This is a genomic window from Polyangium sp. 15x6, from assembly GCF_029960785.1.
Lineage (GTDB): Bacteria > Myxococcota_A > Polyangia > Polyangiales > Polyangiaceae > Polyangium.
The window spans coordinates 58,617-71,161 of the sequence record NZ_JASBQE010000061.1; the positions used below are offsets into that span (position 1 = coordinate 58,617).

General features: G+C 69.4%; 9 protein-coding genes and 1 riboswitch. Of the genes, 7 read left to right on the plus strand and 2 right to left on the minus strand.

Annotation, left to right across the window (positions count from 1 at the left end; genetic code table 11):
• Positions 1 to 14: 14 nt before the first annotated feature.
• Positions 15 to 1,226 (minus strand): hypothetical protein, encoded by a 1,212-nt coding sequence (locus QHF83_RS34330; RefSeq protein ID WP_282422242.1) that lies wholly within the window; start codon positions 1,224 to 1,226, stop codon positions 15 to 17.
• Between the two features lie 168 nt (positions 1,227 to 1,394).
• A riboswitch (cobalamin riboswitch) is annotated at positions 1,395 to 1,553 on the minus strand.
• A 432-nt stretch (positions 1,554 to 1,985) separates the two neighbouring features.
• On the opposite strand from QHF83_RS34330, the gene QHF83_RS34335 reads away from it, so the two are divergent.
• Both QHF83_RS34335 and QHF83_RS34340 read left to right on the plus strand, forming a co-directional pair.
• Positions 1,986 to 3,674 carry an FHA domain-containing serine/threonine-protein kinase gene (locus tag QHF83_RS34335; protein WP_282422243.1) on the plus strand — a complete coding sequence of 563 codons (1,689 nt, stop codon included), beginning with the start codon at positions 1,986 to 1,988 and terminating at the stop codon, positions 3,672 to 3,674.
• A gap of 35 nt (positions 3,675 to 3,709) precedes the next feature.
• Entirely contained in the window at positions 3,710 to 4,348 is a 639-nt protein-coding gene (locus QHF83_RS34340) for a hypothetical protein (protein ID WP_282422244.1), read from the plus strand.
• Positions 4,349 to 6,119: 1,771 nt separating this feature from the next.
• On the opposite strand, the gene QHF83_RS34345 is transcribed toward QHF83_RS34340, so the two are convergent.
• Entirely contained in the window at positions 6,120 to 6,953 is an 834-nt protein-coding gene (locus tag QHF83_RS34345) for a VCBS repeat-containing protein (protein WP_282422245.1), read from the minus strand.
• Between the two features lie 112 nt (positions 6,954 to 7,065).
• Here QHF83_RS34345 and QHF83_RS34350 point away from each other — a divergent pair, with 112 nt between their 5' ends.
• The 5 genes from QHF83_RS34350 to QHF83_RS34370 all read left to right on the plus strand — a co-directional run.
• Positions 7,066 to 8,274 carry an NAD(P)-dependent oxidoreductase gene (locus QHF83_RS34350; protein WP_282422246.1) on the plus strand — a complete coding sequence of 403 codons (1,209 nt, stop codon included), beginning with the start codon at positions 7,066 to 7,068 and terminating at the stop codon, positions 8,272 to 8,274.
• A gap of 264 nt (positions 8,275 to 8,538) precedes the next feature.
• On the plus strand, positions 8,539 to 9,126 hold the full coding sequence (gene rimP / locus QHF83_RS34355; protein ID WP_282422247.1) for a ribosome maturation factor RimP: 588 nt from the start codon (positions 8,539 to 8,541) through the stop codon (positions 9,124 to 9,126).
• A gap of 24 nt (positions 9,127 to 9,150) precedes the next feature.
• On the plus strand, positions 9,151 to 10,803 hold the full coding sequence (gene nusA, locus QHF83_RS34360; protein ID WP_282422248.1) for a transcription termination factor NusA: 1,653 nt from the start codon (positions 9,151 to 9,153) through the stop codon (positions 10,801 to 10,803).
• Positions 10,804 to 10,857: 54 nt separating this feature from the next.
• Positions 10,858 to 11,760: a YlxR family protein gene (locus tag QHF83_RS34365; protein ID WP_282422250.1), complete on the plus strand. Its 903-nt coding sequence runs from the start codon at positions 10,858 to 10,860 to the stop codon at positions 11,758 to 11,760.
• A 30-nt stretch (positions 11,761 to 11,790) separates the two neighbouring features.
• Positions 11,791 to 12,545 (plus strand): translation initiation factor IF-2 N-terminal domain-containing protein (locus tag QHF83_RS34370; RefSeq protein WP_282422249.1); only part of this gene is annotated, 755 nt, incomplete at its 3' end.

Genomic DNA, 12,545 nt, shown 5'->3' on the forward strand with positions numbered 1-12,545 from the left:
GGATTCGCAGGGGATCAGGGAACGCGAGCCACGACCGCGAGGACCGTGGTGTCGCTTCCGCGTTGACCGACCACCCAGATCCGATCTTCGTCGTCCGTGAAGAAGGGGAGCGACGTGCCGGCCGTGGCCGCCGAGAGGAGCACGCCCGGCGTGCCCTCCGCGACGACGGCCCCGCTTTGCACGCGGTAACGCTGCGCGACGACGTCGAGCGCATCGAACGTCGTCCCATCGATGGGCTGGAACGCGAGCACGCCGGCGTCGTCGGATCCGGGCGCGATCGCGGCGAGGCTGCCCGCGTAGCCCGGCAGCGTGAAGAGCGACGCGCCGGCGGTGGGTGCCGCGCCTCGCGCGACCTTCTCCGCCGCGTAGCCGCGCGCGTCTTGATCCCCGCTCGCCTCCGACATCACGACGAACACGTTGCCCGCGCGATCCGCGGCGAGGGGACCGGACGCGACGCCGAAAATGTCGACCGCCGCCGGCGCGCTGCACGTCATGTCGCCATCGGGCACGAGCCGCGGCATCGACGCCGCGGTGCCGCAGGCGTCAGCCGCGTAGAGGGCGTTCGTCTTCGTCGCGGCGTCGTTCACGGCCGAGATCCCCGTGTAGATCAGGCGCCCGAGCGTCTCGTCGCCCAAGCCGACGCCCGCATAGAACCCGTTCACCGGGTAACGCGTCGCGACGGTCGTGTCGTCGAGCAGGATGATCTCGCCCGTGAGATCGGAGGCCGTGTACGAGACGACCGTCCAGCCGAAGAACGGCAGGTCGATCGCTTGAGCACCAAGGAACGTCATCGCCGGGATCTTCGTGTCGACGTCGGCCTTCGTGATCGTGAGCTTGCCCGTGGCGCCCTCGGGCGGCGTGAGGCGCTCGATCGTCACGGAGCCGGGCGCGGGCGCGGCGCTCACCGCGACAGGGCCGCCGTGCCTGCCCCACGTCGAGGGCAGACCGACGACCGCGTCGGATTCGTACAGCCCGACGACGCAGAACGCGGCGTCCTTCACGGTGAAGAGATCCGCGTACGTTGAAGCGTCGAGGCACGCGCTGCCGCCGCCGCCTCCGGCGCCGCCGCTACCACCGCTGCCGCCGCTACCGCCGCTGCCGCCGTTGCCGCCGTTGCCGCCGCTTCCGTTCGAGTCGTCGCTGCACGCGACCATCATCAAGCTCGCGCCGATCGCGAGGGCGAGCGCGAGCCGCGCGCTCTTCCAGCGTTTCGATTCGTCGTTCATGTTCGTCTCCGCATGGGCGACACACCCGCGCCCTCGGGTCTCGTGGACGGGATCGAGTGATCCCGCCGAAGAGCGGCGCCGGCGTGGGCATGGACGGAGAGACGCGGACGCGAGGGCCCCCGCGCCGCATGCTCCACCCCGGAGGCCGCGGTCGGGCCTCGACGCAGCAGGTTTCCTGGCTCCCGGATCGTCCTCGGGCGGACCTTCCCGCGCGTTCGCGCCTCCCCGGCTCGCACCAGGGAAGAGCTCTCCGCGCAGTGGATCTTCCGCCTTCGTCCCCGGCTACAGTGGCGGGGGCCGCGCCGGCGTTGGACCGGCTTCCCTGTTGTCCGGCGCGTGCGCCCGGCGAGCCTCGACTCGCCGCACGAACGCGCCCACTGCTCGAGATTGGCGGACCCCAGAATTTCCATCCCGGAGCCAGCACGGGGCGGCGTAGGCGATGAACGAGCGTGCAGTCAAGAAGAGGTTCATCGACGGGAGCGCTCGCTCACTCGCCGGCTTCTCGGGCGTGGGGAGGCGACCACGGGGGGGCCACAAACAGCAGCGGTAGGGGGGACGCGAGGGGAGGGGCCACGGGCCGCCCGGGCCGCGCGGTGGGCCCGGACCGACCCCGAAACCCCGGAAAACGCTTGTCCGCGCGGGAAGGTACTCGTTCTTGAAAAGGACTCGTTGCGCTCTCGCCCGAGATGGACGACGCTTGTGGGAAACCAGCACCGTCCCGACCCACTGGGCAACGAGGCGGCTGACCCTCTTCTCGTCGTGACCAACAGAACTCCTCCCCCCCCGATCACTCCCGGAACGGTCATCAACGACCGATACGAAATCCGACAAAGCCTCGGCAAGGGTGGCATGGGCGAGGTCTTCCTCGCATTCGACCGATCGACGCAGCAAGAGGTCGCGCTGAAGGTCGTGCGCGAGGAATCGCGCATGCCCGGCGACGACGAGGCGCTGCGGCAAGAGCTCTTGCTTGCGCGATCGGTCGCCCATCCCAACGTTTGCAAGGTCTTCGATCTCGCCCCGAGCCTCTGGGGGCCCATCCTCGTGATGGAGAAGATCGCCGGACAAACCCTCCACACGCACATCCGGAAGAAGAAAGCGCAAGGCGGCTACACCGCCGACGAGTTCCGGAAGATCGCGTCGGAGGTGTGCAGCGGCCTCGCTGCCATCCACGCGCAGGGGCTCGTGCACGGCGATCTCACGCCGGGCAACGTGATGGTGAGCGAAGGCCGCACCGTCATCCTCGATTTCGGCTTCGCGCAGGAGCGCGCCCGCGCTTCGGCGCGTCGCCCCGGAGCGCCTCCGGACGGCGGCACGCCGAACTACATGTCGCCCGAGCGCCTGCGCAACGGCGGCGCCAGCGTCGACGACGACGTCTACGCCATGGTGCTCACGCTCTGGGAGATGTGGACCTGCCGCGTCCCCGAGCCGGGCTACAAGCCGCGCGCGCGGCCCATGCGCCAGCAGATCATGTTCGACGTGCCCGCGGGTCTCGCGACCGACGAGGTCAAGCAGATCTTCCGCGGCATGAACGAAGACCCGACGATGCGCCCCCAGGCGCGTCACCTTCGGTTCTTCAACCCGACGCAGCTCACGACGAGCCCGATCCAGCTCCCGCGCGAGCGCCTCGAGCCAGGGCCGCCGCCGGGCCGCGCCCAGACCGCCGCGTTCACGCCCGGCGCGCAGTCGCTGCTCATCACGTACGCGACGAACGCGCCGGAGATCGTCGGGCAGATCCTGCCCCTCGACAAACCGATCATGACCCTCGGCCGTCGCGCCGATCAGGACCTCGTGATCCCCGAGGCGACGGTGAGCGGCCAGCATGCGCTGCTCCGCTGCCAGTCGGGTTCGTGGACGATCGAGGACCTCGGCAGCACGAACGGCAGCTACGCGGAGTTCGGCTTCGAGCGCAAGAGCCAGATCACCTTCATGCACAACGGCGAGGTTCAGGTCGGCGAGTGCCGCCTGAAGCTCGTGAGCTTCGGCCCCGAGTCGCCCTCGCACAAGCGCGCGCGCCAGTATCTCGCGAAGCGCGACGGCCTCACGGGCTTGCTCGTGCGCGAGCACCTCATGAAGGCCATCGACGAGGACGGGCTCTTCGCCGAGTGGGCCGAAGTGAACGTGCAGGTCGCGCGCTACGAGCTGCGCGGCCCGAACCGGCAGGTGAGCGAGAGGCCCACGATCCTCGAGATGCTCGCGCTGCGCAAGGCGGCCCAGCGCGTCGTCGACCTGACGGAGATGCTCATGTTGAGCCTCACGCCCGTCGTCGCCGGCCGCACCGGGCCGCTCAAGTTCGTGGTGTCGATGGTTGGCCACTCCCTCGAAGAGGCCCGCCACGTCGTCGAGCAAGTCCTCTCCCAGGTGCAAGGCACGCTGCCGGATTCGCTCGAGCTCACCGCCACCATCGTCAAGGGCGAGCCGGGTCGACCGGCCCGGACCCTCCTCGATTAACCCCGTGTCCTCCCGGTGAAGAGCTTCGGCCGACGATGATCAGGCCCCCGCTGTCGTCGAGCCCGCCGTCGCAGCCGTCCCCTTACCGCTACCTCGGTCGCGGCGGGGGCGAGCGACCCGTGCGCATGCAGATCATCTTCGCGCTCGTCGCGGGGATGATCCTCGTCGCCGTTCCGCTTTATCTCTGGCGCGGTCCGCGGCCCGATTCGATCCCTTCGGCGGATGCGGCCGTCGCGGACGCGGGCACCCCGCTCGACGCGAGCGCCCCGGTGTTCGTGGTCGACGCGGGCCCGCCGCCGGTCACCCTTTCTCCGTTCACCACGATTCGTTGCGAGAACCCGGGGCCCGGCAAGACTCCACCGGAGCGGTGCGATCACGTTACCTTCTTCGAGGACGGCCTCGCCCGCGCCATCCGCGAGAACACAGCGTGCGCGCCCACCGGAAAGTCGCAGACCACCGTGAGCTTCGTGCTGGAGATGGACTTCCGCACGAAGAAGACGAACCTCTTCGTCGGCAAGTCGTCGAGCATCAAGCGCGACAAAGCGAAGGAGCTGCTCCGCTGCGTCAAGCGCGCCATGCCGAAGCCCGACTGGCCCACGATCCCGCACCAGTACGTCCGCTACAAGGTGAACGTCGTCGCGACGTATCCGCCCGCGGACAAGCTCGGGCTCTAGCCCTCGCGGCGCTTTTCGTTTCGTCGTTCTCCTCGTCCCTCGCGGGTGCGGCCGAGGAGAGCGACGAAGCGCCGCCGCCGCCCGCGTACTCGCCGTACGAGCGCGAGACGATCAAGGCGGTCCTCGCGGCGCAGGGCAAGACGATCGACGAGTCGCCCGAAGGCAAGACCATCGAGTCCGTCGACGTCGTCACGCTCGACGTCATCGAGCAGCGCGATCCGGTCCCGAACTTCGTCAACATCTTCCACGCCACGACGCGCAAGTACATCGTCCGCCGCGAGGTCCTCCTCGAGCCGGGGCAACCGTACAAGCAGGAGCTCGCCGACGAGACCGGCCGAAACCTCCGCAACATCCCGCAGTTCTCGCTCGTCCTCGTGTTCGCTGCGCGCGGCAGCAAGCCCGATCGCGTGCGGCTCCTCGTCGTCACGAAGGACGTCTGGAGCTTGCGCGTCGGCCTGGGCTACCGCTTCGCCTCCGGCCGCCTCGAGTACCTGCTCGTCCAGCCGAGCGAAGAGAACCTCTTCGGCACGCACCACTCCGCGCTCGTGCAGGCGTACTTCCAGCCCGAGACGTACGCCCTCGGCGCGCGCTACTCGATCCCGCGCGTCGGCGGCAGCCGCATCCTCTTCAAGGCCGAGGGCAACGTCGTGTGGAACCGCGAGAGCGGCAAACCCGAGGGCTCCTTCGGCTCGTTTCAGTACGGCCAGCCTCTCTACTCGACCCGCGCCGAGTGGTCGTACATCGCGCAGATCGCGTGGCGTTACGAGATCGATCGTCGATACGTCGGCGGCCAGCTCGCCTCCTTCGACGCGAAGTCCACCGAGCAGGACGACGCGATCCCTTTCCGTTACCGAGCCGACGTGATCGCGGGCTCGTACACGCTCACGCGATCCTTCGGTCGTCGCACGAAATACGACGCCAGCGTGGGCGCCGAGGTGAGCCGCCGCGTCTACCGGCAGGACGACCTCTCTCGGTATGCGCCCGACGCCGCGCGCGAGTTCGTCGACTTCGCCGTGCCCCGCAGCGACACGCGCATCGGCCCCTTCGCCCAGATACGCGCCTACTCCACGCGCTTCATGCGCGTGCTCGACTTCAACACGCTCGGCTTGCAGGAGGACATCCGACTCGGCCACGACCTCCTCCTGCGTGTCTACCCCGTCTTCGCCGGAATCGGATCGAGCCGCGACTTCTTCGGCGCCACGGCGTCGGCGAGCTACACCGCGCCGATGGGGGACGGCATCGCGCGCGTCTTCGCCGAGGGCGTCGTCGAGATGGAGCCCGAGCGCATCGCCGACGCCTCGCTCGAAGCCGGCGCGCGCATCCAGACCCCGCGCACGGGCATCGGCCGGCTCGTCCTCGACGCCCGCATCCTCCGTCGCTTCCGCAACTACATGAACCGGCGCTCCGTGCTCGGCGGCGACACGCGGCTGCGCGGCTACACGACGCTCGCGTACATCGGCTCGGACGTGCTCACGTACAACCTCGAGTTCCGCGCGCGTCCTTTTCAGCTCTTCTCGTTCCAGCTCGGCCCCGTCGCGTTCTTCGACGCCGGCGACGCGTTCGACGGCTTCGAGGAGATGCGCATGAAGCACTCGGTCGGCGTGGGCTTGCGCGCCGTCTTCCCGCAGCTCGATCGCTCCGTCATGCGTGTCGACTGGGGGTTTCCCCTGACGCGCGAGTTCGCCCCCGAGGGCCCGTGGCCCGGCCAGTTCGTCGTCACGTTCCAGCAGGCGTTCCCCATGCCGCAGATCCCGCTGCGCGCGACCGACTTCTAGCGCTGCGTGGGAAGGGCCGATCGGATCCGCGCGACATGTGCGTCGAACGGCGCACGGAGCGATGCCGGGACCGGCTCCTTCTCGAGCGCCTCCATGGTGGCCGCGCGCGCGCGACCTGCGTGGATCGCGTGCCATGCTTGCTCCAGCGCGCGCCGGACGCGCGTCACGTCGTCGACCGGCGTGCCCTTCTCCTTCGGCGTCCGCAGCGGTGCGTCGGCGCGGCGCGCGTGAAAGGCGATCGCGGACTCCGAGCGCGCGCGATATCGCCCGGCCGCGAAGGTCGCGACTTCGAGGAACGCGGGCCGGATCGGATCGTCCTCCGGCACGACCACGCGTCCCACGAGATCGAGGTGCCCGTCCTCGTCGATGTCCGCGACCTGCGTCGGAGCGAGCGTCATCTCGACGTCGTACTGCGCCGATCCCGTCGGGAAGATCCGGTGCACCTCAAGCGTGCCGCCGCTGCCTCGCAGCACCACGTCGAGCATCTCATCTCCGTTGAGATCCGTGAGCGCGCGAAACGCGCCGTCCTCGTAGCCGCCGCTCGCGCCGGGAACGAGCGCGGGCACGAGCTCCGTCGCGTGATCGGCCGCGTCGCGCGGGCCCACGGCGAGCACCACGCCGTGCACCGTGGCGGCGCGCACGGCGAAGGACTTTCTTCCGAGGATGTCCACACCTTCGTAGCCCCGGACGACCACGTCGCCGCCCCCGCGCGGCAGCTTGGCGCGGATCTCCGACGTCTTTTGCAGGCCGAGGGCTCTCGTCTCCTCGTCGATCGCGGAGAGCTTCACCTCGATGTCGGGCGGAGCCGCGAACGCCGTGATGGGGGGCATTTCTCCGCCTCCCCACGGTGAGACCCGGTGATCCGAGGTGCACCCCGCGAAACCGATCGACGCCACGAGGACGAACAACCGCGCTGCCTTTTCTGCTACCGTTCGCCCTCGCATGCGCCTCTTGATCGCCGACAAGATGGACACCCAAGCGCTCGAGGAGCTCCGCATCCTGGGCGTCGAGATCATTTCCCGCCCGGAGATTACCAAAGAGACGTTACCCGCGGCCCTCGAGGGCATCGGGATTCTCGTCGTTCGTTCGACCGAGGTGACGGCGCGCGCCATCGAGGCGGGTCGCCAGCTCAACCTCATCGTGCGCGCGGGCGCCGGTGTGAACACGATCGACGTCGCCGCGGCGAGCGCGCGCGGCGTGTACGTCGCGAACTGCCCCGGCAAGAACGCGATCGCCGTCGCCGAGTTGACGATGGGCCTCGTGGTCGCGCTCGATCGACGCATCGTCGACGCGACGACGGATCTGCGCGCGGGCAAATGGGAGAAGACGCGGTACGCGCAGGCAGAAGGGCTCTACGGTCGACGCATCGGCGTCGCGGGGCTCGGCGCCATCGGCCGCGAGGTTTTGCATCGCGCGCGTGGCTTCGGCCTCGAGCCGCATGCCTGGTCGCGCTCGCTCTCGCAGAACAAGGCGCAGCGGCTCGACGTCGGGTTTGCCCGCAGCCTCGAGGAGCTCGCGGCGCGTTCGCACGTGCTCACGATTCATCTGCCGCTCGACAGCCGGACGCGCGGCATCGTTGGTCGCAGCGTGCTCGAGGCACTGCCGGACGGGGCGATCGTGGTGAACACCGCGCGCAGCGAGGTGATGGACTACGAGGCGCTCGAAGACGTGATCGCGAAGAAGGGACTACGCGTCGGCCTCGACGTGTTCCCGAACGAGCCGGATCGCGGCACGGGCACGATCGAGCCGCGCATCTTCGGCCGGGGCATCGTGTACGGGACGCCGCACATCGGCGCGTCGACCGAGCAGGCGCAGCGGGCGATCGCCATGGAGACTGCGCGCATCATCCGCGCCTTCATGACCGAGGAGACCGTGCCGAACGTGGTGAACATCTGCGCCACCTCGCCTGCTCGTTACGTGGTCGTGATTCGCATGCTCGACAAGGTGGGCGTCTTGGCGAACACGCTGAGCGTGCTCAAGCGTCACGGCATCAACATCGAGGAGATCTCGAACACCGTCTTCGACGGCGCGCTCGCGACGTGTACGAAGATGCGCGTCTCTGGACGGCCGAGTGATGCCTGCATGAAAGAAATCGCCGCGTTCGACGAGGTCCTGCACGTGGACGTGGTATCGTTGCCGAACCTCGCCTAGCGAGGTCACGCCTGCCCGTCCGGAAGGCCGCTTCACAGCGGATTTTCCTGGGCTTTTTGCTCATGCGCGGTGGGCGTCCATGCCCCCTTGCGTATCCGCCCAGGTTCGTTTAGAGTCACCCCGACAAAACTAGGCGGATCCGCGGAGCCGGATTCCCAAGTTTGGGAATCGGCTCTTTTTTTTTCGCGTGGGCCTTCGCACGGCGATCGCCCGGGGCGAAGACGGTCCTCCGCCGCGCGGGGCCTCGCGCCCGTCCTCTCAGGCATGCAGCAAGCGTCGAACGAGCAAACCAGCAAGAAGACCATCGATTTCGATCGCATCCGTGCGGCCGTCGGCCCCGTGCTTGCGAGCCACGGCGTGGTGCTCGTGGACGTCGAGTGGTTCACCGACCAGGGGACGTGGACCTTGCGCCTGACGATCGAGCGCGAGGGTTTGCAGGACTCGTCGGATCCGGCCGGCGGCGTATCGCTCGAGGACTGCGCCGACGTCTCGCGGGACGTCTCGACGGCGCTCGACGCGGAGGACGACGTGATCCCGCATCACTACAGCCTCGAGGTGTCCTCACCCGGGCTCGAGCGGCGCTTGAAGAGCCTTTCGGATTTCCTGCGATTCCGCGGCAAATTGGCGCGTGTGAAGCTCTCTCGGCCGGCGCCCGACGGCCAGAGCCTCCTGCGCGGCGAACTCGCGGAGGCGCCGGACGACAAGATCGCCGTCATCGTCGACGGCAAGCGGATCGAAGCGCCTTTCGCGGATGTCGTGGAGGCGCGTCTCGTGTTCGAGCTCGTGACGCAGCCGAAGAAGCAGAAGAAGAGCGCGCGTGCGGGCAAGTCGAAGCAAAGCGGTAACCGGTAGTTGAGATCAGGAGAGCGAGCAGCCATGGCAACGATGGGAGCGACGCCCACCGTGGATACGAGCCTCGGGGCGATCCTCGAGCAGGTCGCGAAGGAGAAGGGCATCGACCGGAAGATCCTCGTCGAGACGATCGAGGCGGCGATCTTGAAGGCAGCCCAGAGCGTCTTCGGACCGACGCGCGAGCTCGAGGCGCGGTTCAACGAGGACAGCGGCCAGGTCGACCTCTTCCAGTACATGACCGTCGTCGAGGACGTGGCCGAGCCCGAGCGCGAGATTTCGCTCGCCGACGTGGAGAAGCACAAGCTCGACGCGACGCTCGGCGAGGAGCTCGGCTTTCAGGTCTTCTGGCGCCCCGAGGACGCGGAGAAGGCGCGCGAGCAGGACAAGGAGTTCGGGGACATCCTGAAGCTCAAGGCCGGGCGCACGACGTTCGGCCGCATCGCCGCGCAGACGGCGAAGCAGGTGCTCCTGCAGCGCGTCCGCGACGCCGAGCGCGACCTCATCTTCAACGAGTACAAGGACCGGAAGGGCGAGCTCATCCGGGGCATCGTTCGCCGCTTCGAGAAGGGCAACAACATCATCGTCGACATCGGCAAGACCGAAGGGATCCTGCCGTTCCGCGAGCAGACGCCGCGCGAGACGTACCGGCCGGGTGATCGCATCGTTGCCTACGTGAAGGACATCGATCGCGAGGCGCGTGGGCCGCAGGTGATCTTGTCTCGGTCCGATCCGCGCCTCGTGGAAAAACTCTTCGAGGCCGAGGTGCCCGAGATCTACGAGGGCATCGTGCGCATCGTTTCGGTCGCCCGTGAGCCGGGCGCGCGCTCGAAGATCGCGGTGACCTCGCGCGATGCGGACGTCGATCCGGTGGGCGCGTGTGTCGGCATGAAGGGCTCGCGCGTGCAGGCGGTCGTGCAGGAGCTGCGCGGAGAGAAGATCGACATCGTGCCGTTCGATCGTGATCCGGCGCGGTACGTCATCGCCGCGATCCAGCCGGCCGAGGTGCACAAGGTCATCGTCGACGAGGCGGACGGGCGCATGGAGCTCGTCGTGCCGGACGAGAAGCTCTCGCTCGCGATCGGCAGGAAGGGCCAGAACGTCCGGCTCGCCGCGCAGCTCACGAACTGGAAGCTCGACATCATCAGCGAGTCCAAGTTCAAGCAGATGGAGGAGGAGGCGATCCACGCGCTCCAGCAGATCGACGGCGTGTCCGAGTCGATCGCGAAGTCGATGTACCGGCTCGGCTTCCGGGCGCTCGAGGAGGTCAGCGAGGCGGCCGTGGAGGAGCTCGCGGCGATCCCCGGGCTCGGCGGCGCCGAGGTGGCCGAGCGGATCAAGACGCAGGCCGACACGACCATGGAGCGGCTGCGTCAGGAGCGTATCCGGGCCGCGAGCCAGCGGACGGAGGCGCTCACGGATCGCGAGCGCTTGATGTTCATCCGGGGCGTCGGCGATCGGACCGTGGGCCTTCTCGAAGAGGCGGGCTACAAGACCGTGGAGGACATTCTCCGCGAGGACGAGGACCGGCTGGCGATCCGGACCGGCCTCGGCATCAAGAAGGCGCGGGCCATCCGGCAGGGGGCGCGTGACTTCGTGGAGAGCGAGCAGAAGGTGCTCGAGGCGGGCCGCGCAGACGCGAGACGCGCCGCAGTGGCGGCTTCGACAAAGCAGGCGTAAGAGGGCGCGGCCGTCCCTTCGTGGACGCGCCGCACCCAGAGAACGAAACGGATGATGGTGGAAGCACGGACAGACGCAGAACGAGCGACGCCGCAGACGGACCGGGAAGGTTCGTCGCGGGTGCGCACGTGTGTCGGCTGTGGAGAGCGGGTGGAAGTCCCGCGCTCCGGGTCGGCTCCGTCCGTGCTCGTCCGTCTCGTGCTCGGTCCGAGCGGCGAGGTCGCGGTGGACGCGGCGGGCGGTGGCTTCGGCCGCGGCGCGCACGTGCACCCGAGGCCATCGTGCGTGGAGAAGGCCGCGCAGCGGGGCCTCTCGCGCGCGGCGAAGGGCAAGGTGAGCTTGCTCTGGGACGAGGCGTCCGAGCAGGCGGGCGAGGAGACGACGGCGTCGGGGACGACGTCGTCGGGCAAGCTCGTCCCGCTCGACGCGGGCTCGCTTTCGCGAGCGATCGTGCGCTCGCTGGATCGGCGGGCGCAGGGGCTCGTGGTCGCGGCAGCCCGGGCGCGGAAGATCGCGCTCGGGGCCGACGCGGTGACGGGCGCCGAGGAACGGGGGGAAGCGGATCTCATCGTGGTCGCGACGGACGCGGCTGCGGGCTCGGAGCTCTCGGCCGTGCGCCGGGCGGTCTCCGAGGGGCGCGCGGTCGCCTGGGGGACGAAGAAGGTCTTGGCTACGTTGTGCTCTGCCGCTGCGTCGTCGAAGCGCGCGGAAGGGCTCGCCGTCGTGGCGATCAAGGATGATCGGATCGCGGCGGCGCTCCGGGAGGCCGTGCAAGCGGCCTCCGCGCTCGTCGCGGCGCCGCTCGAGGGTGCGGCGGCGGGTCGCAAGCGCCATGATGCGAGGCGCCCCGGTGATACCGGGCAGCAGTCCTCGGGAAGGTCCACGCCGAAGGATGCGGGCGGCGGGATCGATGAAGATGGGGCGCGGTCCGGTCAGGATCGTCGTGCGGACGGGTGAGTCGGGTTTGTCGTTACTGGAGCGAGGTGCATGAGCAAAGTTCGGGTGTACGAGGTCGCTAAACAGCTCAACATGGATCAGAAGACGCTGGTCGCGCTCTTCCAGTCCATGGGTATCGGCGACGTGCGCAACCACATGAGCGCGGTCGAGAGCGATGTGGTGGAGCGCGTGAAGCGCCATCTGGAGCGGCAAAAGGCGCCCGAGGTGGTCGAGGAACGGATCCGTCCGACGGTCGTGAAGCGCCGTGCACGGGGCACCGAAGGCGAGACCTCCGGCCCCGAGCCGACGACGACACCCGCCCGTGCCGCCGCTCCCAACATCCCGCCCGCGCGCGCCTCCGCTCCGTCTGCCGCTCCCGCCCCGACGAGCCCGACAGCGACGGCGCCCGCGCCGAGGACCGCGCAAGCTCCGGCGCCGGTCGTCGAGGCGGCGAAGCCTGCTCCCGCGCCCGCTCCCGAGAAGCCCGCAGCGACGCAGACGGCGCCCGCCCAGCCGGTGGAACGTGAAGCGAAGGAGGCGCGCGAGGTTGCTCCGCCTGCGCCGCCCCCTGCTCCGGCCCCGGTCGCGGCAGCGGAGCCCCCGAAGCCCGTCGCCGTCGAGAAGGCCCCGGAGGCGCCCGCGCCGAAGCCCGTGGAGGTGGCGCCCGCGCCGCCGGTCGAGGCTTCGAAGCCCGCGCCTGTGCCCGCGGTCGTTGCCGAGGCCCCGAAGGCCGCGGCAGCCCCGGCCGAGCCCGCGCCCGCCCCGAAGGCGGCCGAGCCCGCGCCGGCGCCGAAGGCAGCGGCGGA

Bases quoted from the DNA above. Each gene is read 5' to 3' on its own strand.
- QHF83_RS34330 (WP_282422242.1), bottom strand. From the start codon at position 1,226: ATGAACGACGAATCGAAACGCTGGAAGAGCGCGCGGCTCGCGCTCGCC.
- QHF83_RS34340 (WP_282422244.1), top strand. From the start codon at position 3,710: ATGATCAGGCCCCCGCTGTCGTCGAGCCCGCCGTCGCAGCCGTCCCCT.
- QHF83_RS34345 (WP_282422245.1), bottom strand. From the start codon at position 6,953: ATGCCCCCCATCACGGCGTTCGCGGCTCCGCCCGACATCGAGGTGAAG.
- QHF83_RS34350 (WP_282422246.1), top strand. From the start codon at position 7,066: ATGCGCCTCTTGATCGCCGACAAGATGGACACCCAAGCGCTCGAGGAG.
- rimP (WP_282422247.1), top strand. From the start codon at position 8,539: ATGCAGCAAGCGTCGAACGAGCAAACCAGCAAGAAGACCATCGATTTC.
- nusA (WP_282422248.1), top strand. From the start codon at position 9,151: ATGGCAACGATGGGAGCGACGCCCACCGTGGATACGAGCCTCGGGGCG.
- QHF83_RS34365 (WP_282422250.1), top strand. From the start codon at position 10,858: ATGGTGGAAGCACGGACAGACGCAGAACGAGCGACGCCGCAGACGGAC.